Origin of the sequence: Citrobacter sp. Cf087 (assembly GCF_030334285.1) — a bacterium.
GTDB lineage: Bacteria > Pseudomonadota > Gammaproteobacteria > Enterobacterales > Enterobacteriaceae > Citrobacter > Citrobacter freundii.
Window position 1 is genome coordinate 117,674 of the sequence record NZ_JAOWED010000022.1, and the last position, 26,290, is coordinate 143,963.

Below are 26,290 nucleotides of genomic sequence, written 5' to 3' on the forward strand. Positions count from 1 at the left end.
TAGAGATGTTGTGGATAATTATCGTGTAGGCAATAAAACAGAGTTGAAATGAACTGTCAAACTTTTGACTCAAAAAATTGAGATATGAGTCACAGGTATATAGCCATAATTTTCGATGGTAGGGTTCCAGTTAAATTTAATTGTGTTTGATTGCCAGGCAGCACGAGGAACCATAAGTACACTGACTTCGAATACGGGCATACTGCTGGTGTTGGTGTTGGTGTTGGTGTTGGTGTTGGTGTTGGTGTTGGTGTTGGTGTTGGTGTTGGTGTTGGTGTTGGCGTACGTGATTGATTTTTTCAGTAGTAAATTTCAGGCAACAAAAAACCCATCAACCTTGAACCAAAACGGCGGGGTTGATGGGCTCCACAAATTGGGGACATCAAAGAAAAGCAGTGGCAATAGTTATGACTGACACCTTGAAGAAAAGTTCTGCTTACCTGCAAAAAATTTTCGTTTAAGGGTAAATTTCAGCGCTAACCAAGGCCAGGCCAGACAATGACGATGAGTGTCCCCGCTAATGTCAGCAGAACGTTGGCTATCGCGTAGGTCCCGGCATAGCCTAACGCAGGGATGTTGCTGCGTGCGGTGTCGCTGATGATTTCCATTGCCGGAGCACAGGTACGTGCGCCCATCATGGCGCCAAACAGCAGGGCGCGGTTCATGCGCAATACGTAAGCACCAAACAAGAAACAGATAACAACCGGAACCAGGCTGACTACCAGACCGGCAATCAACATTTGACCACCGACGGCCCCCAGGCCATTACCAATGCCACTGCCTGCGCTTAAACCGACGCCAGCCATGAATACCATCAGGCCAAATTCTTTCACCATGTTCAGCGCACCCTGTGGGATGTAGCCAAACGTTGGATGGTTGGCTCGCAGGAAGCCCAGCATGATACCGGCGAACAGCAGTCCAGCCGCATTCCCGATGCCGAAGCTGAAATTACTGAACTGGAAGGTGATCATCCCGATCATCAGACCGATGATAAAGAAGGCGCAGAAGGCCAGCAGATCGGTCACCTGACTGTGAATCGAAATGAAGCCGATACGATCGGCAATGGTTTTCACGCGGCGAGCATCACCGCTGACCTGCAATACGTCACCTTTGTTGAGCACGACGTTGTCATCAATAGGCATTTCAATCTGGCTGCGGATCACGCGGTTCAGGAAACAACCGTGGTCGGTCAGTTTCAACTGAGCCAGGCGACGACCAACGGCATTGTGGTTTTTCACTACAATTTCTTCAGTGACGATGCGCATATCGAGCAGATCGCGATCGAACACCTCTTTACCGTTACGGAAGCTGGGATCGAGGCGGGCATGGGCGTCCGGATAACCCACCAGGGCTATCTCATCGCCCATTTGCAGCACCGCGTCACCATCCGGGTTGGCAAGAATGCCGTTGCGACGGATGCGTTCAATGTAACAACCGGTCTGACGATAAATACCCAGTTCACGCAGATTTTTACCATCGGCCCATGCCACCAGCTCCGGGCCAACGCGATAGGCGCGAATCACCGGGAGGTAAACTTTACGATTGGCATCAGTATCCAGGCCCCGTTCACGCGCGATTTGTTGGGCGCTGGTTTGCAGGTCCTGATGCTGAAGTTTCGGCAAATAGCGCGCACCAACAATCAGACTGACCAGACCAATCAAATAGGTGAGGGCGTAACCCAAGCTCAGGTTATCGAGAGCGCTTGAAAGTTGTGTTCCTGACATTCCTGAATGGCGCAAGGTGTCACCTGCGCCGACCAGCACCGGCGTTGAGGTCATCGAGCCAGCCAGCATACCCGCCGTCAGGCCGATGTCCCAGCCAAATAGCTTACCCAGCCCCAGGGCGATCAGCATTGCGCTACCGACCATCACCAGGGCAAGCATTAGATAATTTTTCCCATCGCGAAAAAAAATCGAAAAAAAGTTGGGGCCGGCTTCGACGCCGACGCAAAAAATAAACAGCATAAAGCCGAGATTTAATGCATCGGTGTTAATACTAAAGTGCTGCTGACCTAATAATAGGGAGACCACTAAAACGCCAATGGAATTACCGAGTTGGACTGAACCCAGACGCAATTTGCCCAGACACAGGCCCAGAGCCAGGACCACAAATAATAACAGGATGTAATTCCCATTTAACAAATCTGCGACGTTTATATTCACGGAGACTAACTTCTTGTTTACTAGTAAGCTATTGAAAGAAATGGCAATTTACGCTAATGTTTTTGCCAGAAATTAAGGGGCGATAGCATCGTACACAGCCCCGAATAATGCAGCATAACAATATATGCGGCTAGTTTAATCTCATTACGTATCAACGGCTATAAGAATCGTGTGGGTGTGTTTTTGGCATGGAATGCCGAGTTACTTTATCTGACTGGACGCCTGCGGGCGAAAAGAGTGTTCGATAGAGAATGTGTCAGGAGGAACGATTGAAACATAAGCAAAGTTGGGCGAGTGCGGTCTGCTGCTTTGTGCTCTTTATTGTGGTGTGTCTTTCATTAACGCTGAACGTGAAAGGGGCATTCAGAGCAGCAGGGCATCCTGAGGTCGGATTGTTGTTTTTTATCTTACCTGGTGCTGCAGCAAGCTTTTTTTCCCATCGTCGGGAAGTACTCAAACCCCTTCTTGGTGCAATGTTGGCGGCGCCGTGCTGCCTGTTACTGATGCGTTTCGTTTTTATGCCGACGCGTTCATTGTGGCAAGAGCTGGCGTGGTTGTTTAGTGCGGTGTTTTGGTGCGCGCTTGGCGCATTATGTTTTTTATTTATCAGTAGCTTATTCAATCAGCATCAACGGCGGAAAAAGAACTGATGACGCCCTCAAGCTGAGGGCGTAGAAACAGCTATCAGGCGAACAGATTCATATTCTCTTTTGCCCATGCTTCAAAATCCGTGCAGCCGCCGATGTGTTTTTGATCGACGAAAATCTGCGGAACGGTTTCAACTGGCTTACCTACTGTTTTTTCCAGATCTGCTTTGGTAATTCCTTCAGCATGGATATCAATGTAGCGGAAGTTAAAATCGTCATGCTCACTGCTTAATTTTTCTGCTAATTCTTTTGCGCGCACGCAATATGGGCACCCTGGGCGACCAAAAATAACGGCAAACATCTCTTTCTCCTCGAACTTATCAGGCCGGATGGCAATACTTGTTATGATGCCGCGATTTGTGATGGATGGAAAGCAGGTTCGGCCTGTTGCTTTGATATCCTCAAGCTATATCTGTTAAACACGGCAAGCCGGAACGTTTTATAATGAAAGCCATTTCGCCGGGAGGCCGCGTATGCGCACAATTGGTGTATTACCCAAAAGCGTATTGATGCTGGAAATAATTGGGATGGTTTTGTTATCGCTGGCGCTGCTATCGCTTAACGATTACCTCACCTTGCCCGCACCGCTTAACAGCCCGTTAGCCTGCGTGGTGATGATATTTCTGGGCGTACTGCTGATGCTCCCTGCTGCGGTGGCGTTGATGTGGCGTATTGCGCAACTGCTGGCACCGCAACTGATGTCACGCGCACCAAGTGATTCAACTGATTTAGACAGAGACAAAAGAGATGACACCAACCATTGATTTACTCCGCAGCCACCGTTCCATTCGCCATTTTACCGATGATGCTATTTCGGATGCACAGCGTGAGGCGATTATTGCCGCCGCTCAGGGAACGTCAAGCTCCAGTTTTCTACAGTGCACGACGATCGTTCGTATAACGGATAAATCTCTGCGTGAATCGCTGGCTACCTTATCTGGCGGCCAAAAGCATGTGGCGCAGGCCGCTGAGTTCTGGGTGTTTTGCGCTGATTTTAATCGTCATTTGCAGATTTGCCCTGATGCGCAACTTGGGCTGGCGGAGCTGCTGCTGCTGGGCGTGGTTGATACTGCAATGATGGCGCAAAATGCGTTGACGGCGGCAGAGTCGCTGGGACTTGGCGGCGTATTCATTGGCGGTCTGCGTAACAATATTGAGCCGGTCACCGAACTGCTGAAGCTGCCGCAGCACGTTCTGCCGCTGTTTGGTTTGTGCCTTGGCTGGCCTGCGGATAACCCGGATATCAAGCCGCGCCTGCCTGCGTCGCTTGTTGTGCACGAAAACCAGTATCAGCCGCTCGATACAGACGTTTTGTCGCAGTATGACGAACAGCTTGCACAGTACTATCTGACCCGCGGCAGCAATACGCGTCGTGACACCTGGAGCGATCACATTCGCCGTACCATCATTAAAGAAAGTCGCCCCTTTATCCTGGAATATTTGCATAAACAGGGATGGGCCACGCGCTAAAGATTTTAACCCAGTGTATGATACGCCAGCTTTTACCAGGTCATTCAGAGAGGTGCAGGGTGAAAATTGCCATTTTGTCCCGGGACGGAACGCTCTATTCTTGTAAACGCCTGCGTGAAGCGGCGATGCAGCGCGGTCACCTGGTTGAAGTTATCGATCCCCTTTCTTGCTATATGAACATCAGTCCGGCGGCATCTTCTATTCATTACAAGGGCCGTCAGCTTCCCCATTTCGACGCGGTGATCCCGCGGATTGGTTCCGCGATTACCTTTTATGGGACGGCGGCGCTGCGCCAGTTTGAGATGCTGGGTAGCTATCCGTTGAATGAGTCGGTAGCGATTACACGAGCGCGCGATAAGCTGCGTTCGCTACAGCTGCTGGCGCGTCAGGGAATTGATTTACCCATCACCGGGATAGCCCACTCTCCCGACGATACCAGCGACATGATTGACATGGTTGGCGGTGCGCCGTTAGTGGTGAAACTGGTTGAAGGCACCCAGGGTATTGGCGTGGTGTTGGCGGAAACGCGGCAGGCTGCAGAAAGCGTGGTAGATGCCTTTCGTGGGCTGAATGCCCATATCCTGGTTCAGGAATATATCAAAGAAGCGAAGGGGCGCGATATCCGCTGTTTCGTGGTGGGCGACGAAGTAGTGGCCGCCATTGAACGACGGGCTAAAGAGGGCGATTTTCGTTCTAATCTCCATCGCGGTGGTGTGGCGACTATTGCGAGTATTACGCCGCGCGAAAGAGAAATTGCGCTCAAAGCCGCCCGGACTATGGGCCTGGACGTTGCAGGCGTTGATATTCTGCGCGCTGATCGAGGGCCACTGGTCATGGAGGTCAACGCGTCTCCGGGGCTGGAAGGCGTGGAGAAAACCACCGGGATAGACATAGCTGGCAAGATGATCCAGTGGATCGAACGTCACGCTACACCTGAATTTTGCCTTAAAATCGGCGGCTAAGCGCAATATCGATTGCGATCGTGGTATGACACGCTCTTTTTGCGTAAGCTGTGCCGGTATTTTTTTCATCAATAGAGGTCGCACATTATTATGACATCACTGGTCGTTCCCACTCTGGATACGTTGCGTCAATGGCTCGACGACCTGGGCATGAGTTTTTTTGAATGCGATACCTGTCAGGCGCTGCATTTGCCGCACATGCAGAATTTTGACGGCATCTTTGATGCAAAAGTTGATTTGGTCGATAACGTCATTCTGTTTTCCGCGATGGCAGAAGTCAGACCTTCTGCACTGCTGCCGCTGGCCGCCGATCTGTCCGCGATCAATGCCAGCTCACTGACGGTGAAAGCTTTTCTGGATATGCAGGATGATAATCTGCCAAAACTGGTGGTTTGCCAGTCTTTATCCGTTATGCCGGGCGTGACGTTTGAGCAGTTTGAATGTTTTGTTCGCCAGAGCGAAGAGCAGATATCGATGGTGATCCTTGAAGCCGGTGCGCATCAGCTGTTATTTAATGCTGAAGAAGATGCGCAGAATAGCACCGCTGAAATTCATTTCCTCCATTAATTCTTCCTGAATCTGGACATATATTGCGCAGCCGCTGCCAGAGCGGTTGCGTATTGCCCGTTTTTATTCTGTATTTAACCTTTCATTAAAGAATTATTCACCTCTATTCAGCGCCTTCCGCTTTACGTCATAGACAATTCCTGCATAAAAAATTGATAAAAGACGTTTTTTAATCTGGGCTATATCCACAATTCCTGGCTAAAGTTATTCTTGCGAAGCTTACCAACGTCATCATTTAAACAGCCCCTTGTGACCTGTTCTACGGCCACAATGTATGTTGAATGCCTGGACGGATGCCAGCGAGCAATAGCGGCGTGAGGAGAGGTCTCTCTTTACATCGGTGCCGCATGAAAGAATATGCACGTTTCTTGCATATCATTAGAGTGTGACATTTTTGTTCGTTTGTTAACGAACTTTCAGAAGGAAAGAGATTATGACCGCCTTAAATAAAAAATGGTTATCAGGCCTGGTTGCGGGTGCTCTGATGGCCGTCTCTGCCGGCACGCTCGCTGCTGAACAAAAAACGCTGCATATATATAACTGGTCTGATTATATTGCCCCGGACACGGTGGCTAATTTTGAAAAAGAGACCGGAATTAAAGTCATCTATGACGTATTTGATTCCAATGAAGTGCTGGAAGGTAAGCTCATGGCTGGCAGTACCGGCTTTGACCTTGTCGTTCCATCCGCCAGCTTCCTTGAGCGTCAACTGACCGCGGGCGTATTCCAGCCGCTGGATAAGAGCAAATTGCCGGGCTGGAAAAACCTTGATCCTGAACTGCTGAAGCTGGTGGGCAAACACGATCCGGACAACAAGTTTGCGATGCCGTATATGTGGGCTACGACCGGTATTGGTTACAACGTGGATAAAGTTAAAGCTGTGCTGGGGCCGGATGCGCCGGTTGACAGCTGGGATTTGATCCTCAAGCCAGAAAATCTGGAAAAACTCAAAAGTTGCGGCGTCTCTTTCCTTGATGCCCCCGAAGAGGTGTTCGCCACAGTGCTGAACTATTTGGGTAAAGATCCAAACAGTACCAAAGCGGATGATTACACCGGACCGGCAACGGATCTGTTGTTGAAACTGCGACCGAATATTCGCTATTTCCACTCTTCGCAGTACATCAACGACCTGGCAAACGGTGATACCTGCGTTGCAATCGGCTGGGCTGGGGACGTATGGCAGGCCGCAAACCGTGCGAAAGAAGCGAAAAATGGCGTCAATATCTCCTTCTCAATTCCTAAAGAAGGTGCAATGGCGTTCTTTGACGTATTCGCGATGCCTGCCGATGCGAAAAACAAAGACGAAGCCTATCAGTTCCTCAACTACCTGCTGCGCCCTGATGTGATTGCGCATATCTCCGACCACGTGTTTTATGCCAATGCCAACAAAGAAGCGACGGCTCTGGTCAGCCCTGAAGTTCGTGACAACCCGGGTATTTACCCGCCTGCGGATGTGCGAGCTAAGTTGTTCACACTGAAAGTACAGGATCCGAAGATCGATCGTGTACGTACCCGCGCATGGACGAAGGTAAAAAGCGGGAAATAAACCGATGTTTGGGACATGACCCGGCAGGATTTGTGCCTGCCGGGCAGCGTTGAGCCCGGACACATATAACCCGGCAATACGCACCGTTATGGTGCGTTATTTGCACCGTTTCTTTGTTTTATGCCGGAGAGCACCTGAGTGAATGATGCAACCCCACGCCCACAAGCGAAAATCCGCAAGGCGCTGACCCCGCTGCTTGAAATTCGCAATCTGACCAAGTCATTTGACGGTCAGCACGCCGTTGATGACGTCAATCTTACTATCTACAAAGGTGAAATATTTGCTCTGCTCGGCGCGTCCGGCTGTGGCAAATCGACACTGCTGCGGATGCTGGCGGGATTTGAACTGCCGACTACCGGGCAAATCATGCTTGATGGCGTCGATTTAGCGCATGTCCCGCCTTATCTGCGTCCAATTAATATGATGTTTCAGTCCTACGCCTTGTTTCCGCATATGACTGTCGAGCAGAACATTGCCTTTGGTCTCAAGCAGGACAAACTGCCGAAGGCTGAAATCGCCAGTCGGGTGAATGAGATGCTGGGACTCGTGCATATGCAGGAGTTCGCTAAACGCAAACCACATCAGCTTTCTGGCGGCCAGCGTCAGCGCGTGGCATTGGCGCGCAGCCTGGCAAAACGTCCAAAACTGCTGCTGCTGGATGAACCAATGGGGGCGCTGGATAAAAAACTCCGAGACCGCATGCAACTGGAGGTAGTGGATATCCTGGAACGCGTCGGTGTGACCTGCGTGATGGTGACGCACGATCAGGAAGAAGCCATGACGATGGCGGGTCGTATTGCGATCATGAATCGTGGAAAATTTGTCCAGATTGGTGAGCCAGAAGAGATCTACGAGCATCCGACCACGCGTTACAGCGCAGAGTTTATCGGTTCGGTAAACGTTTTTGAGGGACTGCTGAAAGAACGTCGGGAAGATGGTCTGGTGATTGAGTCTCCAGGACTGGTACATCCGCTGAAAGTGGACGCCGATGCTTCTGTTGTCGATAACGTCCCGGTGTATGTTGCGCTACGTCCGGAAAAAATCATGCTCTGCGAAGCGCCTCCGCCAGAGGGTTATAACTTCGCGGTAGGCGAAGTGGTGTACATTGCCTATCTGGGTGATTTGTCGGTGTATCACGTACGTTTGAAAAGCGGTCAGATGTTGAGCGCCCAGCTACAAAATGAGCATCGTTATCGTAAAGGGTTACCAACCTGGGGTGACGAAGTCCGTTTATGTTGGGATGCGGACAGCTGTGTGGTGTTGACGGTTTAAGGAGCGAAGATGAGTACACTTGAACCTGCGGCACGCGTGGATAACGCGGGGCGATTCAGGCTGTTTATGTCGCGACTGCAAATGAAGCACGGGCGCAAGCTGGTGATCGCGCTGCCGTATGTGTGGCTGCTGCTTCTGTTTCTGCTGCCGTTTCTGATCGTCTTCAAAATCAGTTTGGCGGAAATGGCGCGGGCTATTCCACCGTATACCGACCTCGTTTCATGGGCTGACGATCAGTTATCCATCACGCTCAACTTAGCCAACTTCCTGCAACTGACGGACGATCCGCTCTATTTCGATGCCTACCTGCAATCGTTACAGGTGGCGGGAATTTCGACAATCTGTTGTCTGCTGCTGGGATACCCGCTGGCATGGGCAGTCGCGCACAGTAAACCCTCAACGCGTAATATTCTGCTGTTGCTGGTGATCCTACCGTCCTGGACCTCGTTTTTAATTCGCGTGTATGCCTGGATGGGGATCCTGAAAAACAACGGCGTCCTGAACAACTTTCTGATGTGGCTGGGTGTCATCGACCAACCGTTGACTATTTTGCACACCAATCTGGCGGTCTATATCGGCATTGTTTACGCCTATTTGCCCTTTATGGTGCTGCCGATTTATACCGCGCTGACCCGTATTGATTACTCGCTGGTGGAAGCGGCGCTGGATTTAGGTGCCCGACCGCTGAAGACTTTCTTTAGCGTGATTGTGCCGTTGACCAAGGGCGGGATTATTGCCGGGTCAATGCTGGTGTTTATTCCGGCTGTTGGCGAGTTTGTGATCCCTGAGCTGCTGGGCGGCCCGGACAGTATCATGATTGGCCGTGTGCTTTGGCAGGAGTTTTTCAATAACCGCGACTGGCCGGTGGCTTCTGCTGTCGCCATTATTATGCTGCTGTTACTGATTGTGCCGATCATGTGGTTCCACAAATATCAGCAAAAAAGCGTGGGGGAACACGGATGAATAACTTACCGGTCGTTCGCTCGCCGTGGCGTATTTTTATCCTGGTAGTTGGCTTTACCTTCCTGTACGCGCCGATGCTGATGTTGGTTATCTATTCGTTTAACAGCTCGAAGCTGGTGACGGTTTGGGCGGGGTGGTCAACGCGTTGGTATGGCGAGCTTTTTCACGATACCGCGATGATAAGCGCCGTAGGCATGAGCCTAACGATTGCCGCAGGCGCTGCGACGATGGCGGCAATCCTTGGTACCATCGCCGCCGTGGTAATGGTGCGCTTTGGTCGTTTTCGTGGTTCGAATGGTTTCGCCTTTATGATCACCGCGCCGCTGGTTATGCCAGATGTCATTACCGGTTTGTCGCTGCTGCTGCTGTTTGTAGCGTTGGCTCACGCCATCGGCTGGCCGGCTGATCGCGGAATGCTGACCATCTGGCTGGCGCACGTCACCTTCTGTACAGCGTACGTAGCGGTGGTGATTTCTTCACGTTTGCGCGAACTGGATCATTCCATTGAGGAAGCTGCGATGGATCTTGGCGCCACGCCGCTGAAGGTCTTTTTCGTCATCACGCTGCCGATGATTATGCCGGCGGTGATTTCCGGTTGGCTATTAGCCTTCACGCTGTCACTCGATGATCTGGTTATTGCCAGCTTTGTCTCTGGTCCTGGCGCCACAACGTTACCGATGCTGGTGTTCTCCAGCGTACGTATGGGGGTGAACCCGGAGATCAACGCGCTGGCAACGCTGATTCTTGGTGTGGTAGGAATTATCGGATTTATCGCGTGGTATCTGATGGCGCGAACAGAAAAACAACGGATCCGCGATATCCAACGTGCAAGACGCGGCTGAAAAAACTAAAATCTGCCAACCTGTCTATACGGCGCAGCTGTGGTGGTTGCGCCGTTTTCATGGAAGACGACGCGTTGGGATTTTTTAAGAAATCATCCACATCACATGCTCGCTTAAACGTCCCTGCTTTGGTGCAGGTGGCGGCGCTGGCTATTATTATGATCCGCTGTCTCGATCTGTTGATGATTTTTAATACGCTTGGGTTTCGTGGAACCAGTGAGTTTATTCATCGCAGTGTGCAGACCTGGAATTTGACGCTGGTGTTTCTGGGCAGTCTGGTGCTGCTATTTATCGAAATTTACTGTGCATTTTCGCTGGTAAAAGGACGGAACTGGGCACGCTGGATCTATCTGTTGACCCAGATTATCGCCAGCGTCTATCTGTGGGCTGCTTCGCTGGGCTACGGATATCCCGAACTGTTCAGTATTGCGGGGGAGTCCAGACGCGAAATCCTGCATACGCTGGTGATGCAAAAACTACCGGATATGCTGGTATTGCTGCTACTGTTTGTTCCTGCGTCCAGCAGGCGGTTCTTCCGTTTGCAATAACGTGTATAATCTTGGCCCCCGGTTAATTTGTAGGTCTTTGTATGCAGTGCGCACTTTATGACGCCGAACGCTGTCGCTCCTGTCAGTGGATAACACAGCCTGTCGCCGATCAACTCTTCGTTAAAACAGCCGATCTGCAGAATCTGCTGGCCGATTATCCGGTCGGAGAATGGTGCGCGCCGGTCAGTGGTCCGGAAAGCGCGTTTCGCAATAAAGCCAAAATGGTGGTCAGCGGCAGCGTGGAAAAACCGTTGCTGGGGATGTTGCATCGTGACGGTACGCCGGAGGATTTGTGCGACTGTCCGCTCTACCCTGAGTCTTTTGCCCCCGTATTTTCCGTGCTTAAGCCGTTTATCGCCCGAGCAGGATTAACGCCCTATAACGTTGCGCGTAAACGCGGGGAACTGAAATATTTGCTGTTAACGGAAAGCCGGTTCGATGGCGGCATGATGCTGCGTTTTGTCCTGCGTTCTGAAGCAAAACTGGCACAGCTGCGCGCGGCGCTGCCCTGGCTGCAGGCACAACTCCCACAGTTAAAAGTGATCACTGCCAATATTCAGCCGGTGCATATGGCGATTATGGAAGGGGAGACAGAAATCTTCCTGACGGAACAACAGGCGCTGGCGGAACGCTTTAACGATGTACCGTTGTGGATCCGCCCACAGAGCTTCTTCCAGACTAACCCGGTGGTGGCGGGGCAGTTGTATGCCACGGCGCGCGACTGGGTGCGTCAGCTTCCGGTTAATCACATGTGGGATCTGTTTTGCGGCGTTGGGGGTTTTGGTCTGCACTGCGCTACACCGCAAATGAAACTGACGGGGATTGAAATCGCGCCAGAGGCGATTACCTGCGCGAAGCAGTCGGCGCAGGAACTTGGGTTGCAGAATCTGCATTTTCAGGCGTTGGATTCAACTCAGTTTGCTACCGCTCAGGGCGAAGTTCCGGATCTGGTGCTGGTGAATCCGCCGCGTCGCGGGATTGGGAAACCGCTGTGCGATTTTCTTTCCCGCATGGCACCGCGTTTTATTGTTTATTCCAGCTGTAATGCGCAAACCATGGCGAAGGATATTCGTGAGTTGCCTGGGTATCGAATTGAACGCGTTCAGCTTTTCGATATGTTCCCGCACACCTCGCATTATGAAGTGTTAACGCTACTCAGCCGACAATAACTGCTATGCCTGATGGCGCTTCGCTAATCAGGCCTACAGGTTGTTCGTCATTCGTAGGCCGGATAAGGTGCTTGCACCGCATCCGGCAAATCAATATGCGAAAAAAAAGCCCGTACTTGCGTACGAGCTCTTCTTTAAATATGGCGGTGAGGCGGGGATTCGAACCCCGGATACGTTGCCGTATACACACTTTCCAGGCGTGCTCCTTCAGCCACTCGGACACCTCACCATATTGTATTGCTGCCTGACCGCTTGGGGGGCAACGGGGCGCTACTATAGGGAGTTGCGCTAAAACGGTCAAGCAGAATTTACGTGTTAACTCTCGTTTGGTTACGCAATATACATATTCCTCCGCCCAGGCAGGCGCGGAGGATAGGATTAGCGCTGAGAGTCCAGTTTTTCGCCGTTGGTCACGACTTCCTGGGCTTTACTGTAGCTCTCGATCAGCAACTGATAAGCCGGGAAGACTTTGGTATACACTTCCGCCCATTCGGCGGCGTCTTCACGGTTCCATGTGCCCTGAATTTCAGACGCGACGGCGGCGGTATCCATCGGCACGACGCCAGCCTGAACAACGCGAGCCAGGGTGATTTCCTGCGCCATTTTGCTGTAAGTACCGGAAGCGTCGATCACTGCGAAGACCTTATAGCCTTCCGCAACCGCGCTGATAGCCGGGAAAGCCATGCACACGCTGGTAATCGTACCGGCGATAATCAGCGTCTTGCGACCTGTTGTTTTTACCGCTTTCACGAAGTCTTCGTTATCCCAGGCGTTGATTTCGCCTTTACGCGCCACGTATTGGGCATGTGGCGCATTAGCGTGGATCTCAGGGATCAGCGGGCCGTTAGGTCCCTGCGGTACGGATGCCGTGGTAATCACCGGTATCTTCGCCAGGGTCGCCATTTTAGCCAGCGCGGCGGCACGCGCACGCAGTTCTGGCATTGGCATGTCGCCGACGGTCTGGAACAACCCGCTCTGATGATCGATAAGCAGCATGACGGAATCATTTACATCGATGACCGGACGTGAACCATTAAAGTTTGCAGGACTGGACATATTCTTCTCCTTCGATTCAGATTTGGCCAAAGCGGCCGGAGTTAAAATCGCGTACGGCTTCAGCGATTTCTTGTTTCGTGTTCATTACAAACGGACCGTAACCTACAATCGGCTCGTTCAACGGTTCTCCAGAAAGCAGTAGCACGCTGGCGTCGCTGGAGGCTTCAATATGCAGCGTTTTCCCTTGCTGGCTCAGCACCACCAGTTGCGCTTCGCTGGCAGACGTAGTGCCGTTTACGGTGATATTCCCTTTCAATACCACCAGCGCAGTGCTCCATCCTTCCGGCTGGGACAACGTGAGCTGATGATTACGTTGTAAACGCATATCCCAAACGTTCAGCGGCGAGAAGGTATGTGCCGGGCCTTTTGTATCCTGATAGCTGCCCGCAATCACCCGAACGCTTCCTGCTTCATCAGGCAGGGCGACAGAGGGGATCACATCGCTGTTGATGCCCTGGTAACCCGGAACGGCCATTTTGTCCTTTGCTGGCAGATTGACCCACAGCTGTACCATTTCCAGTTCGCCGCCCTGACGGGTAAATTCTGGTGAATGGAACTCTTCATGTAATATTCCTGCACCCGCGGTCATCCACTGCACGTCGCCGGGGCCGATAATGCCGCCGCGACCGGTTGAATCACGGTGTTCAACTTCGCCGCTGTAAACGATGGTCACCGTCTCAAAACCACGGTGAGGGTGCTCGCCTACGCCGCGTTTTTCGTTACCCGGCGTAAACGTATGTGGACCGGCGTAATCCAGCAGCAGGAACGGACTTAGTTGCTCAGCATGAGACTGGTAAGAAAACATCGAGCGAACCGGAAATCCATCGCCAACCCAGTGCGGGCGAGGTGCGGTGTAGACGCCTGTTACGTGTTTCATTTGTGTCTCCTCAGTGGCGGTATCTTGATGTGAATAAGCTTATATTCATGACAGCGAGCTGAGTAGTAGCTAAAATAGTTCTCACTGTCTCATAAATAGGACAATTAGATGACGAAGCCAGATCTCAATGATTTTGCATGGTTTGTGCATGTTGTAGAGGAAGGAGGATTCGCGGCGGCGGGTCGGGCGCTTGATGAACCGAAATCAAAACTAAGCCGACGGATAGCGCAACTGGAAGAGAGGCTGGGAGTTCGACTGATTCAGCGAACCACCCGCCAGTTTAACGTGACGGAAGTGGGGCAAACCTTTTACGAACACTGTAAGGCGATGCTGGTTGAAGCGCAGGCGGCGCAGGATGCCATTGCCGCGTTACAGGTTGAACCGCGTGGCGTGGTGAAGTTGACGTGCCCGGTCACGTTGCTGCATGTGCATATCGGGCCGATGCTTGCTCGTTTTATGGCGCGTTATCCTGACGTATCAGTGCAACTGGAGGCGACAAATCGTCGTGTTGACGTCGTTGGAGAAGGTCTGGACGTGGCGATTCGTGTCAGGCCCAGACCATTTGAGGATAGCGACCTGGTGATGCGTGTGCTGGCGGACAGGGGGCATCGTTTGTATGCCAGCCCGCAGTTAATCGAGCAAATGGGGGCGCTACACTCTCCGGCGGAGCTGACACGCTGGCCTGGTTTGAGTCTCGCCTCGGGCAAACATGTACATCGTTGGGAGTTATTTGGCCCGCAGGGCGCGCGGGCAGAGGTGCATTTCACGCCGCGAATGATTACCACCGATATGCTGGCGCTACGTGAAGCCGCAGTTGCCGGTGTGGGGGTAGTGCAACTTCCGCAACTGATGGTAAAAGATCAATTAGCCGCGGGTGAACTGGTGGCGTTGCTCGACGGTTGGGAACCGAAGCGAGAAATTATTCACGCAGTCTTTCCATCACGCAGGGGATTATTGCCTTCAGTGCGCGCTTTAGTAGATTTCTTAACGGAAGAATATGCGCGGATGATTGAGGATTAAATACATATCCTCAGCCCACAAAAAAGGCCGGTTAAACCGACCTTTTATTATCTGGACGCCATTCGGGCGTTAAAAACAATCAGCGACTACGGAAGACAATGCGGCCTTTGCTCAGGTCGTACGGGGTCAGCTCAACAGTCACTTTGTCGCCCGTCAGGATGCGGATATAGTTTTTGCGCATTTTACCGGAGATGTGTGCAGTAACCACGTGACCGTTTTCTAACTCTACGCGGAACATGGTATTAGGTAACGTATCGAGAACGGTACCCTGCATTTCAATATTGTCTTCTTTGGCCATCTAATCCTCTGGGGTATCACTACCGTAATTTGAACCGGCAAGATAATGCCGAAGTTCTTTTAATAAGTAAAGATTTGTGCGTTTAAAACACAGCAAATCGGGTTTGGCGCATTACTCTAACCACACACGGCAAAGCCGCACTTAAAGCGCAACGTGTAAGGGAACGAGGAGATAAACGATAGGCGTTGCCTGACGCGAACTGTTCCTTAACGGCGGCGGGGTAATGGGCTAAACCAACTCTGCGCGACAATTATAACACCCCGACAAAAAATGTGCCGAAAACATTCACCCCTGAGGCGAAAATAACGTCCTGGGAACCCAGAAATGGCTCGGTAGCCGCTGCTGGCGCAGTCTGCTCAGGTGTTCAAGGTACTCCCGACGAGGGGTTTCGACGGCGCCCAGCGAAGCTGTGTGGCTATTTAATACCTGGCAGTCGATTAATTTCCCGCCCTGACGGATAAATTCAGCGCAAAAAACAAGCAGTGCGGTTTTGGACGCATTTTCCTGACGGCTGAACATTGATTCGCCACAAAATAGTGTACCTTGCGCCACGCCATACATACCGCCCACTAATTCATTTTTTCGCCACACTTCAATGGAGTGCGCATGGCCCAGTTCGTGCAGGCGATGGTAGGCGTCCACTACATCATGCGTTATCCAGGTGCCTTCTTCCCGGTCGTTCGCGCAGCCTTCAATCACCTGACCGAACGCGTAATTGAGCGTCACGCGATAAGGCGAGTTTTTATGAAAGCGTTTCATGCTGCGGCTGAGATGAAATTTCTCGGGCCAAAGAATGGCGCGTGGATCGGGCGACCACCAAAGGATGGGGTCGCCAGGCGAAAACCACGGGAAAATTCCGCGCTGATAGGCCATTAACAGTCGGGCTGGGCTGAGATCGCCGCCAAGCGCCAACAAACCGTTAGGCTCGCGTAAAGCGCCTTCCGGTGAAGGGAAGGCTATAGAATGGCGGGACAATTGCACCAGGCGCATGACTGCGAAACTCCACTACGCGAGTTTGATCGTTCAATAATAGCTTACAGACGTTGCTTAAACTGGTAATAACGTCCCTGCCGGGCTAACAAATCTGCGTGATTACCTTGCTCAATAATGTGTCCGTTGTCCATCACTATTATTTGATCAAAACGTGACAAGCCACGCAGACGATGTGTCACCATCAATACGGTTTTATCACGCATGGCATCGCCAATTAATTCAAGCATTTGGCTTTCTGTTGTTGCATCAAGCCCTTCGGTCGGTTCGTCCAGCAGCATCAGTGGGGCATCGTGCAATAAGGCACGAGCGATAGCCAGACGACGAAGTTCGCCACCAGAAAGCTGTCGACCCCCTTCGCCTAACCAGGCGTTGAGTCCATCACCCTCAAGCAGTTTGTCCAGACCGACGCGGCACAGCATCGCGGATAATGTGTCATCACTGGCGTGCGGTGCCGCCAGTAGAAGATTGTCGCGAAGCGTCGCGCTGAACAGGTGCACGCGCTGTGGCACGACGCTGATGCTCTGGCGCAGCGTGGTTTCACTGAGGGCTGAAATCGGCTGCTCATTAATCAGAATTTCGCCGTGCTGCGGATCCCATGCGCGGGTGAGCAATTGCAGTAACGTTGACTTACCGCATCCGGTGCGACCGAGAATCGCAATATGCTCACCGGGCTGAGCCTGCAGGGAAAGGGTGTCGAGCGCTTTTTGTGCTTGTCCCGGATAACTGAATGATACATCGCGTAGTGTGAGAGTGACGTGCTCAGAAACCGGGGAACCGGCATCCGGGAAGGTGACTTCTGGCTGCTGTTCAGTCAGTTCGGTGATGCGCAGCGCAGAGGCAATAACCTGTCCGAGATGCTGAAACGCGCCGGTGACGGGTGCTAATGCTTCAAATGCGGCCAGCGCACAGAAGACAAACAGCGCGATCAGCGCACCAGGCTGGGTATTGCCACCTACGCCACCTGAGGCCATCCATAACATCACAACCACTGCCAGTGCGCCGACTAACAGCATGACCGCCTGTGATAGCGCCGTTAATTCAGACTGACGTCGTTGGGCTTCATGCCACTGCAACTCAGTGGCTTCCATTTGCGCGCGGTAACGTTCACTGGCACCAAAGATGGTCAGTTCAGCCTGGCCCTGCAGCCAGGATGTTAGCTGCTGACGATACTGCCCACGTAAATGCGTCAAGCTTTGCCCGGTGCTTTTACCTGCCTGATAAAAGAGTGGGGGCAAGATAAATAAGGTCAGCAGCATAATACCGCCGAGAGTAATAGCTAGCGTGAAATCGAGAACGCTTAGCCCCAGCGTGACCACCATGATGACGACAAAAGCGCCTACAAGCGGGGAGAGCACGCGTAAATAGAGATGATCGAGCGTGTCGACATCCGCCACCACGCGATTAAGCAATTCACCTTGTCCATAACGGGACAGGCCAGCAGGAGAGAGCGGCAGCAGTTTGCTGAAGGTATATATACGCAAATGTTGCAGCACGCGGAACGTCGCGTCGTGGCTGACCAGTCGCTCGAAATAGCGGCCCGCGGTGCGGGTGATTGCCGCACCGCGTACCCCGGCGGCAGGGAGCATATAGTTAAAACTGTAAATCCCGGTGACACCCACCACAGCAGAAGCCGACAGGAACCAACCGGAAAGCGTCAGCAAACCAATACTTGCCAACAGTGTGACGATCGCCAGAACGATCCCCAGGGTTAACATCCATTTGTGACGTTTATACAGCGTCAGATAAGGTAGCAAAGCGCGCATTTAGATGTCCTCCTGACGATGAGCCAGTAATGTCGTAAACGCCCCGTTGGCTGCGCTAAGTTCGGCATAAGTGCCTTGTTCAACGATCTGTCCGTCCTGCATCACCCAGATAGCGTCCCAGTCGGCAAGGTCTTCAAGTTGGTGTGTCACCATCAGCGTAGTCTGGCGGCGTGACGCTGCGTTCAACGCTTGCATCACGCGTTGTTCGCTGTGTGCATCCAGGCTGGCGGCGGGTTCATCAAGCAGCAGCAACTGACACGGGTTGAGTAAGGCGCGAGCCACGGCAACGCGCTGCGCTTGTCCGACAGAAAGTCGAGCCGCCTGATCGCCTACTGGTGTATCTACACCCTGCGGTAGTAGCGGTAAAAACTCACTGACCCAGGCGCTGTCGAGTGCGGCCTGCAGCTGTTCTTCGCTGGCATCGGGGCGAGCGAGCAGCACGTTATCGCGTAACGTGGCGGCAGGGAGTTGCGGATTTTGTCCAACCCAGGACAGCTGTTTGCGCCAGCAATCAGGCGACAGGTCACGTAGTTCAAAGCCGTTAATTCGCAGCGATCCCTGATAAGAGAGAAATCCGGACAGGACATTGAGCAACGAACTTTTTCCGGAGCCGCTGCGGCCAACCAGCACCGCGCGTTGACCGGCTGGCAGGGTAAAGTTGAGCGGGCCTGCAAGCACTTTACCTTCCGGCGAGGTGATGACCAGATCTCGTGCTTCGATTGACACGGCGTCTTTTGTCGCCAGCTCAATATCGCCACGCTCAGGATGTGCAAGCGGGGTTTCCATGAAGGTTTTCAGACTGTCTGCTGCACCAACGGCTTGTGCTTTGGCGTGATAAAACGTGCCCAGATCGCGCAGGGGCTGGAAAAATTCCGGCGCCAGAATGAGCGCGAGGAAGCCGGCAGCCAATGTGACACCTGTGCCGTAGTGTCCAAAATCGAGTTCGCCAAGGTAGGAAAAACCGAAGTAAACCGCGACCAGTGCGATGGACAGGGAGGTAAAGAACTCAAGGACACCGGATGACAGGAAAGCCAGGCGCAGGACTTCCATAGTGCGCTGGCGGAAATCCTGTGACGCAGCGCGGATGCTTTCCGTTTCGGCTTCACCGCGACCAAAGATTCTTAGCGTCTCCATGCCACGCAGGCGGTCGAGGAAATGGCCGCTGAGGCGAGCAAGAGCCTGAAAATTGCGGCGGTTAGCGTCGGCAGCACCCATACCAACCATCGCCATAAACAACGGGATCAGCGGGGCAGTTCCAAGCAGAATAAGGGCGGCCACCCAGTTTGACGGGAATACCGCCGCCACGATCAATAAGGGGACGCATACGGCCAACGCCATTTGCGGCAGATAACGTGCATAGTAATCATGCATATCGTCAATCTGCTCCAGGATCAACGTGGCCCAACTCCCGGCCGGTTTGCCTTGTATCCAGGCCGGACCTGCCTGTTGCAGACGGTCAAGCACCTGGCGGCGAATTTCAAAGCGAATATGCTGCCCTGCGTGAAACCCGACCCGTTCGCGTAACCAAACGACCCATGCCCGCAGGATGAAAATCAATACCAGCACGATGAAAGGAAGCAGAAGCGCCTCTCGGGGAATATTGGCCATGATCATATGGTCCAGAATTCGGGCCATGAGCCAGGCCTGAGCGACAATTAACAGGCCGCTCACGAACCCCAACAGGCGCGAAATGTTCAGCCATCGTTGGGAAATTACACTTTGCTGTTTTAACCAGCGGGTCAGCTCTTTTTGACGGGTTTTATTCATTGCACGCTTAGCAGGTGAGTTATTGGAATTTTTGGGCAGGGCAATGTTACAACGAGGCAAAAATAAAGGCGACTTATAGTCGCCTTTTTTACTTTTGTTACTGATTTGTAAAACTTATTTGCAAGCGTCCGCCAGACCGTCGAGATAACGTTCTGCATCAAGCGCGGCCATACAGCCCGTGCCCGCAGAGGTAATCGCCTGGCGATAAATATGGTCCATCACGTCACCGGCTGCGAAGACACCCGGAATGCTGGTTTGAGTGGCATTGCCGTGAATACCGGACTGAACTTTGATGTAGCCGTTTTCCAGTTCCAACTGACCGTCGAAAATAGCGGTATTCGGGCTGTGACCGATAGCGACAAATAACCCGGCAACGTCCAGTGATTCCACGTTGTCAGTGTTTTGCGTATCGCGCAGACGCAGTCCGGTTACGCCCATTTGATCGCCGGTCACTTCTTCCAGCGTGCGGTGGGTGTGAAGCACGATGTTGCCGTTTTCAACTTTATCCATCAAACGTTTGATGAGAATTTTCTCCGCGCGGAAGCTGTCGCGACGGTGAATCAAATGCACTTCAGATGCGATATTCGCCAGATATAGCGCTTCTTCAACAGCGGTGTTGCCGCCGCCGATCACCGCAACTTTTTGGTTACGGTAGAAGAAACCGTCGCAGGTCGCGCAGGCGGAAACGCCACGGCCTTTGAATGCTTCTTCTGAAGGCAGACCCAGGTAACGTGCTGAAGCGCCGGTGGCGATGATCAGTGCGTCACAGGTGTATTCACCGCTGTCGCCGGTCAGACGGAAAGGACGGTTTTGCAGATCAACTTTGCTGATGTGATCAAAAATGATTTCAGTGTCAAATTTGGACGCATGTTCGTGCATACGCTCCATCAGCAGCGGGCCAGTAAGATCGTGCGGATCGCCAGGCCAGTTTTCCACTTCTGTTGTTGTGGTCAACTGACCACCTTTTTCCATACCGGTAATCAGTACCGGTTGCAGGTTCGCGCGTGCAGCGTAGACCGCAGCGGTATATCCCGCAGGGCCAGAGCCCAGAATAAGAAGTTTACTGTGTTTGGTTGCGCCCATGAGATCCCCATAGTTGTTGGCAGGCAATGAGCAGGATTGTAGGGAATTTACAGACGTAAAAAAAGAGTATGGCGATTTTGTTAACAATATGTGTAATAGCAGAAACCGATGAACGGGGTGATCAGCCGTAATACTATAACGATTTCTACTTAAAATCGGTCAGTTATAAGGTGATAAAATGACGATTTTCCATCACTGCGAATGAATAACTGGCATGTTGTACTAAAAATCGATGTTTTGCTTTGACAATCCCCTGCTGTTTTGCGAAAACATTCAAGGAAGAAAAAAACTGTGTCATGTATGTGCTGCATAATCATGCATGTAGATACCATGTTTACCGTGTTAGCGAAATCTACGCATGGTGTGGACAGATGCCATTCGTGATGTCGATAGCCGCCGACAGGCAACGGTCTTCTCACCATAAACCCAGACATTGCGAACCGAAAATCCCTCTGGGTTGCGGTTTATTTTGATGGGTAGCGACTCTGAACAGTGATGTTGGTAGAGTCAGGCAGGAGTAGGGAAGGAATACAGAGAGACAATAATAATGGTAGATAGTAAGAAGCGCCCTGGCAAAGATCTCGACCGTATCGATCGTAACATTCTTAATGAGCTGCAAAAGGATGGGCGTATTTCTAACGTCGAGCTTTCTAAACGTGTGGGACTTTCACCAACGCCCTGCCTTGAGCGTGTGCGTCGGTTGGAAAGACAGGGTTTTATTCAGGGCTATACAGCGCTGTTAAACCCGCATTATCTGGATGCATCACTTCTGGTTTTTGTTGAGATTACTCTGAATCGTGGCGCCCCGGATGTGTTTGAACAATTCAACTCTGCAGTACAAAAACTTGAAGAAATTCAAGAGTGTCATTTGGTTTCCGGTGATTTCGACTATTTGCTGAAAACACGCGTACCGGATATGTCGGCATACCGTAAGCTGTTGGGGGAAACCCTGCTGCGTCTGCCTGGCGTGAATGACACACGTACTTATGTAGTCATGGAAGAAGTCAAACAGAGCAATCGTCTGGTAATTAAGACGCGCTAACACGGAACAGGTGCAAAATCGACGCAGTTTGATTACACTCCTGTTAATCCATACAGCAACAGTGCCGGGGTAACCCGGTGCTGTTGTCCGTTTTAGCATCGGGCAGGAAAAGCCTGAAACCTGGAGAGCCGTTTTTGAGCCAGGAATACACTGAAGACAAAGACGTCACATTGACGAAGTTAAGCAGCGGGCGCCGACTTCTGGAAGCGCTACTGATCCTTATTGCCCTTTTTGCCGTCTGGTTGATGGCTGCCTTACTCAGCTTTAACCCTTCGGATCCCAGTTGGTCACAAACCGCATGGCATGAACCTATCCATAATCTGGGGGGAATACCCGGAGCATGGTTGGCGGACACGCTGTTCTTTATTTTTGGCGTCATGGCCTACACCATTCCCGTCATCATTGTTGGCGGTTGTTGGTTTGCCTGGCGACACCAGGCCAGCGACGAATACGTCGATTATTTTGCCGTCTCGCTGCGCATTATTGGCGTTCTGGCGCTGATTCTCACTTCCTGCGGGCTGGCCGCAATTAACGCCGATGACATCTGGTATTTCGCCTCTGGCGGCGTGATCGGCAGTCTGCTCAGCACTACGCTACAACCTTTACTGCACAGCAGCGGCGGCACGCTGACGTTGTTGTGCATTTGGGCGGCGGGATTAACGCTGTTCACCGGTTGGTCATGGGTGAGCATTGCGGAAAAACTGGGCGGCTGGTTACTCAATATCCTGACGTTTGCCAGCAACCGTACCCGCCGCGACGATACCTGGGTCGATGACGAAGAATATGAAGATGAAGAAGAGTCTGTCGATGCCGCTGATGGCAAACCCCATGAATCGCGTCGGGCTCGTATTCTGCGCGGTGCGTTAGCGCGCCGTAAGCGTCTGGCAGAGAAATTTACCAACCCGCTTGGTCGTCACACCGATGCGGCGCTGTTCTCCGGCAAACGCATGGATGATGAAGACGAAATTGAATACAGCGCCCGTGGCGTGGTTGCCGATCCTAACGATGTGCTGTTTTCCGGCAATCGCGCGACGCTGCCTGAATATGACGAGCTTGACCCACTGCTTAACGGCCACTCGGTGACCGAGCCTGTGGCTGCAGCAGCTGCAGCTACAACGGCCGCTCAGGCCTGGAGCGCGCCGGTAGATCCGTTGCTGCAAACCTCGCCCGTGACCAACACTGTTATGGAGCAACCGGCCCCAGCCGTAGCCTGGCAATCCGCACCAGGCCCGCAAACCGGTGATGCCGCGATTGCACCAACGCCTGAAGGTTATCCGCAACCAGCCCAGTACGCGCAACCTCCGGTGCAGCAGCCGTATGAGCCATGGCAACAGCCGGTTGTGGAGGAGAGTCCGCAGCCGCAATATTACGCACCGCAGCCGGAACCTGTTTATCAGCCAGAGCCTGTGCTGCAGCCTGTCTATCAACAGGATCCGACCTCTCAACAGAACGCCACATTCCAGCAGCCTGCTTATCAGCCGGAGCCTGCGCCGCAACCTGTTTATCAGCAGGAATCAATCCCTCAACAGAGCACTACGTTCCAGCAGCCTGTGGTTGAACAACCGCTTGTGGTGGAACCTGAGCCCGTGGTTGAAGAAGTTAAACCGACTCGTCCGCCGCTCTATTACTTTGAAGAAGTCGAAGAGAAACGTGCGCGTGAGCGTGAGCAACTGGCCGCATGGTATCAGCCGATTCCAGAACCTGCTCAGGAGCCTGAGCGTATTAAACCGTCTACGCCATCTATGCCGACGACTGCATCCATACCGCCCGTTGAGTCTGTTGCTGCTGTTGCACCGCTGGCTGCCGGTGTAAAAAGCGCCGCTTTAGGGGCGGGTGCAGCAGTTGCACCTGTCTTTAGCCTTGCGGGCAGCGGTGCGCCGCGTCCGCAGGTGAAAGAGGGGATTGGCCCGCAGTTACCGCGCCCAAATCGTGTGCGCGTGCCTACTCGCCGGGAATTGGCGTCGTATGGCATCAAACTGCCGTCACAGCGTATGGCTGAAGAGAAAGCGCGCGAAGAGCAGCTTGATACAGATGCGTACAATGACGATGAAATGGATGCAATGCAGCAGGACGAGCTGGCACGCCAGTTCGCTCAGTCGCAGCAGCATCGTTATGGCGAAGAGTATCAGGACGATACCCACCAGACTGATGACGAAGATTCAGCCGCAGAAGCGGAACTGGCTCGCCAGTTTGCTTCTTCTCAGCAGCAGCGCTATTCCGGTGAACAGCCTGCCGGAGCGAATCCGTTCTCGCTCGATGACTTTGAATTTTCGCCAATGAAAACGCTGGTAGATGAGGGGCCGCATGAGCCACTGTTTACGCCTGGCGTGATGCCGGAGCCTGCGCCGCAGTACCAGGAACCAGTTGCACCGCAGCAGCATTATCAGCAACCGGCGCAACCTGTTGCACCGCAGCAGCATTATCAGCAGCCGGCGCAGCCTGTCGCACCGCAGCAGCATTATCAGCAACCGGCGCAGCCTGTTGCACCGCAGCAGCATTATCAGCAACCGGCGCAGCCTGTCGCACCGCAGCAGCATTATCAGCAGCCAGCGCAGCCTGTTGCACCGCAGCAGCATTATCAGCAGCCAGCGCAGCCTGTTGCGCCGCCGCCGCAGGATAGTCTGATCCATCCGCTGCTGATGCGTAATGGCGATAGCCGTCCGGCGCACCGTCCAAGCACGCCGCTGCCATCGTTAGATCTGCTTACACCGCCGCCGAGCGAGGTTGAGCCGATAGATACGTTCGCGCTGGAGCAAATGGCACGTCTGGTGGAAGCGCGTCTGGCGGATTTCCGCATTAAAGCCGATGTAGTGAACTACTCTCCAGGCCCGGTGATTACCCGCTTTGAGCTTAATCTGGCTCCTGGGGTTAAAGCGGCGCGTATTTCCAACCTGTCGCGAGATCTGGCGCGTTCATTGTCGACCGCAGCGGTACGTGTGGTTGAGGTTATTCCAGGCAAACCGTATGTCGGACTGGAGTTACCGAATAAAAAACGTCAAACCGTTTATCTGCGTGAAGTGCTGGATAACGCTAAATTCCGTGATAACTCATCTCCGCTGACTGTGGTGCTGGGTAAAGATATTGCGGGCGAACCGGTGGTGGCCGATCTGGCAAAAATGCCGCACCTGCTGGTAGCAGGGACAACCGGATCCGGTAAGTCTGTTGGGGTGAACGCCATGATCCTCAGCATGCTGTATAAGGCGCAGCCGGAAGACGTTCGCTTTATCATGATTGACCCGAAAATGCTGGAACTGTCGGTTTATGAAGGCATTCCGCATCTGCTGACCGAAGTCGTGACCGATATGAAAGATGCTGCTAACGCCTTGCGCTGGAGCGTCAATGAAATGGAACGTCGCTACAAGCTGATGTCGGCGCTTGGCGTGCGTAACCTTGCCGGTTATAACGAGAAAATCGCTGAAGCCGCCCGCATGGGGCGTCCGATTCCGGACCCGTACTGGAAGCCGGGTGACAGTATGGATGTTCAGCATCCGGTGCTGGAAAAACTGCCGTATATTGTTGTGCTGGTGGATGAATTCGCCGACCTGATGATGACGGTTGGCAAAAAGGTGGAAGAACTGATTGCTCGTCTGGCGCAAAAAGCGCGTGCGGCAGGGATCCACCTGGTGCTGGCAACCCAGCGACCGTCGGTTGACGTTATCACCGGTCTGATTAAAGCGAACATTCCAACGCGTATCGCCTTTACCGTGTCCAGTAAAATTGACTCGCGTACCATCCTTGACCAGGGCGGAGCGGAATCGCTGTTAGGTATGGGTGACATGCTCTATTCCGCACCGAACTCGACGATCCCTGTGCGTGTTCACGGCGCCTTTGTCCGCGATGAAGAAGTTCACGCAGTGGTTCAGGACTGGAAAGCGCGCGGTCGTCCGCAATACGTCGACGGCATTACTTCTGACAGCGAAAGCGAAGGCGGCGGTGGCGGCTTTGATGGTGGCGAAGAGTTGGATCCGCTGTTCGATCAGGCGGTAAACTTTGTGACCCAGAAACGCAAAGCCTCAATCTCCGGCGTCCAGCGTCAGTTCCGCATCGGCTACAACCGAGCGGCGCGCATCATCGAGCAGATGGAAGCGCAGGGTATTGTCAGCGAACAAGGGCATAATGGTAATCGTGAAGTGCTGGCTCCGCCGCCCTTTGAATGATTGCAAAGTTAAGTAATTCAGTATTTTCTACTTTCCTCATGCTGATTTTTGGCCTGAAATGGATAGCAGAGGGATCTCCCCGTTGG

Annotated in this window: 24 protein-coding genes and 1 tRNA gene; 15 read left to right on the plus strand and 10 right to left on the minus strand. The window is 52.7% G+C overall.

The window, feature by feature from the left end; translation table 11 throughout:
- Positions 1 to 115 precede the first annotated feature (115 nt).
- A complete protein-coding gene (locus tag OGV57_RS02555; RefSeq protein WP_193146821.1) occupies positions 116 to 415 on the plus strand; it encodes a hypothetical protein in 300 nt (99 codons plus the stop codon).
- 61 nt (positions 416 to 476) lie between these two features.
- Here OGV57_RS02555 and OGV57_RS02560 read toward each other — a convergent pair whose 3' ends face one another.
- Positions 477 to 2,162, minus strand: a complete 1,686-nt coding sequence (locus OGV57_RS02560) for an aspartate:alanine antiporter (protein WP_003035354.1) — start codon at positions 2,160 to 2,162, stop codon at positions 477 to 479.
- A 269-nt stretch (positions 2,163 to 2,431) separates the two neighbouring features.
- Here OGV57_RS02560 and OGV57_RS02565 point away from each other — a divergent pair, with 269 nt between their 5' ends.
- Positions 2,432 to 2,812 (plus strand): inner membrane protein YbjM, encoded by a 381-nt coding sequence (locus tag OGV57_RS02565; RefSeq protein ID WP_003035356.1) that lies wholly within the window; start codon positions 2,432 to 2,434, stop codon positions 2,810 to 2,812.
- A gap of 34 nt (positions 2,813 to 2,846) precedes the next feature.
- Here the strand turns inward: OGV57_RS02565 and OGV57_RS02570 are convergent, their stop codons facing one another.
- Entirely contained in the window at positions 2,847 to 3,110 is a 264-nt protein-coding gene (locus OGV57_RS02570) for a GrxA family glutaredoxin (RefSeq protein WP_003035358.1), read from the minus strand.
- A 172-nt stretch (positions 3,111 to 3,282) separates the two neighbouring features.
- Between OGV57_RS02570 and OGV57_RS02575 the strand changes: the two genes are divergently transcribed.
- The 10 genes from OGV57_RS02575 (at position 3,283) to rlmC (ending at position 12,148) form a co-directional block, all read left to right on the plus strand.
- Positions 3,283 to 3,573: a YbjC family protein gene (locus tag OGV57_RS02575; RefSeq protein ID WP_032948923.1), complete on the plus strand. Its 291-nt coding sequence runs from the start codon at positions 3,283 to 3,285 to the stop codon at positions 3,571 to 3,573.
- Positions 3,557 to 4,279: a nitroreductase NfsA gene (gene nfsA / locus OGV57_RS02580; RefSeq protein WP_054528227.1), complete on the plus strand. Its 723-nt coding sequence runs from the start codon at positions 3,557 to 3,559 to the stop codon at positions 4,277 to 4,279. Before OGV57_RS02575 ends, nfsA begins: the two co-directional genes overlap by 17 nt.
- Before the next feature lie 59 nt (positions 4,280 to 4,338).
- Positions 4,339 to 5,241: a 30S ribosomal protein S6--L-glutamate ligase gene (gene rimK / locus OGV57_RS02585; protein WP_003836932.1), complete on the plus strand. Its 903-nt coding sequence runs from the start codon at positions 4,339 to 4,341 to the stop codon at positions 5,239 to 5,241.
- 90 nt (positions 5,242 to 5,331) lie between these two features.
- Positions 5,332 to 5,808: a type III secretion system chaperone family protein gene (locus OGV57_RS02590; protein ID WP_003035368.1), complete on the plus strand. Its 477-nt coding sequence runs from the start codon at positions 5,332 to 5,334 to the stop codon at positions 5,806 to 5,808.
- Positions 5,809 to 6,241: 433 nt separating this feature from the next.
- On the plus strand, positions 6,242 to 7,354 hold the full coding sequence (gene potF / locus OGV57_RS02595; protein WP_003035370.1) for a spermidine/putrescine ABC transporter substrate-binding protein PotF: 1,113 nt from the start codon (positions 6,242 to 6,244) through the stop codon (positions 7,352 to 7,354).
- A 138-nt stretch (positions 7,355 to 7,492) separates the two neighbouring features.
- Entirely contained in the window at positions 7,493 to 8,626 is a 1,134-nt protein-coding gene (gene potG, locus OGV57_RS02600) for a putrescine ABC transporter ATP-binding subunit PotG (RefSeq protein WP_049016260.1), read from the plus strand.
- Between the two features lie 9 nt (positions 8,627 to 8,635).
- A complete protein-coding gene (potH, locus tag OGV57_RS02605) occupies positions 8,636 to 9,589 on the plus strand; it encodes a putrescine ABC transporter permease PotH (protein ID WP_044701670.1) in 954 nt (317 codons plus the stop codon).
- Positions 9,586 to 10,431, plus strand: coding sequence for a putrescine ABC transporter permease PotI (gene potI / locus OGV57_RS02610; RefSeq protein ID WP_003035376.1), 846 nt, complete (start codon positions 9,586 to 9,588; stop codon positions 10,429 to 10,431). The genes potH and potI overlap by 4 nt, the downstream gene beginning before the upstream one ends.
- Positions 10,432 to 10,490: 59 nt before the next feature.
- On the plus strand, positions 10,491 to 10,979 hold the full coding sequence (locus OGV57_RS02615) for a YbjO family protein (RefSeq protein ID WP_003035378.1): 489 nt from the start codon (positions 10,491 to 10,493) through the stop codon (positions 10,977 to 10,979).
- A gap of 41 nt (positions 10,980 to 11,020) precedes the next feature.
- A complete protein-coding gene (rlmC, locus tag OGV57_RS02620; protein WP_054528228.1) occupies positions 11,021 to 12,148 on the plus strand; it encodes a 23S rRNA (uracil(747)-C(5))-methyltransferase RlmC in 1,128 nt (375 codons plus the stop codon).
- Between the two features lie 141 nt (positions 12,149 to 12,289).
- Here rlmC and OGV57_RS02625 read toward each other — a convergent pair.
- The 3 genes from OGV57_RS02625 to OGV57_RS02635 all read right to left on the minus strand — a co-directional run bounded on the left by OGV57_RS02625 (position 12,290) and on the right by OGV57_RS02635 (position 14,081).
- Positions 12,290 to 12,377 (minus strand) — tRNA-Ser (locus OGV57_RS02625).
- Positions 12,378 to 12,526: 149 nt separating this feature from the next.
- Positions 12,527 to 13,204, minus strand: a complete 678-nt coding sequence (locus OGV57_RS02630; RefSeq protein ID WP_016149852.1) for an isochorismatase family protein — start codon at positions 13,202 to 13,204, stop codon at positions 12,527 to 12,529.
- A gap of 16 nt (positions 13,205 to 13,220) precedes the next feature.
- Positions 13,221 to 14,081 carry a pirin family protein gene (locus tag OGV57_RS02635; protein WP_003847027.1) on the minus strand — a complete coding sequence of 287 codons (861 nt, stop codon included), beginning with the start codon at positions 14,079 to 14,081 and terminating at the stop codon, positions 13,221 to 13,223.
- A gap of 108 nt (positions 14,082 to 14,189) precedes the next feature.
- Here OGV57_RS02635 and OGV57_RS02640 point away from each other — a divergent pair, with 108 nt between their 5' ends.
- On the plus strand, positions 14,190 to 15,101 hold the full coding sequence (locus OGV57_RS02640; protein ID WP_003847025.1) for a LysR family transcriptional regulator: 912 nt from the start codon (positions 14,190 to 14,192) through the stop codon (positions 15,099 to 15,101).
- Positions 15,102 to 15,180: 79 nt separating this feature from the next.
- Here OGV57_RS02640 and infA read toward each other — a convergent pair whose 3' ends face one another.
- The 5 genes from infA to trxB form a co-directional block, all read right to left on the minus strand.
- Positions 15,181 to 15,399 (minus strand): translation initiation factor IF-1, encoded by a 219-nt coding sequence (gene infA / locus OGV57_RS02645; protein WP_002211347.1) that lies wholly within the window; start codon positions 15,397 to 15,399, stop codon positions 15,181 to 15,183.
- Between the two features lie 285 nt (positions 15,400 to 15,684).
- On the minus strand, positions 15,685 to 16,389 hold the full coding sequence (gene aat / locus OGV57_RS02655; RefSeq protein ID WP_003035721.1) for a leucyl/phenylalanyl-tRNA--protein transferase: 705 nt from the start codon (positions 16,387 to 16,389) through the stop codon (positions 15,685 to 15,687).
- Positions 16,390 to 16,433: 44 nt separating this feature from the next.
- Positions 16,434 to 18,155 carry a heme ABC transporter ATP-binding protein/permease CydC gene (gene cydC, locus OGV57_RS02660; RefSeq protein WP_016149854.1) on the minus strand — a complete coding sequence of 574 codons (1,722 nt, stop codon included), beginning with the start codon at positions 18,153 to 18,155 and terminating at the stop codon, positions 16,434 to 16,436.
- Positions 18,156 to 19,922: a heme ABC transporter permease/ATP-binding protein CydD gene (cydD, locus tag OGV57_RS02665; RefSeq protein WP_048233376.1), complete on the minus strand. Its 1,767-nt coding sequence runs from the start codon at positions 19,920 to 19,922 to the stop codon at positions 18,156 to 18,158.
- Between the two features lie 114 nt (positions 19,923 to 20,036).
- A complete protein-coding gene (gene trxB / locus OGV57_RS02670; protein WP_003035727.1) occupies positions 20,037 to 21,005 on the minus strand; it encodes a thioredoxin-disulfide reductase in 969 nt (322 codons plus the stop codon).
- Positions 21,006 to 21,552: 547 nt separating this feature from the next.
- Here trxB and lrp point away from each other — a divergent pair.
- A complete protein-coding gene (gene lrp / locus OGV57_RS02675; protein ID WP_002439523.1) occupies positions 21,553 to 22,047 on the plus strand; it encodes a leucine-responsive transcriptional regulator Lrp in 495 nt (164 codons plus the stop codon).
- A gap of 134 nt (positions 22,048 to 22,181) precedes the next feature.
- Entirely contained in the window at positions 22,182 to 26,204 is a 4,023-nt protein-coding gene (ftsK, locus tag OGV57_RS02680) for a DNA translocase FtsK (protein ID WP_054528229.1), read from the plus strand.
- Positions 26,205 to 26,290 lie beyond the last annotated feature (86 nt).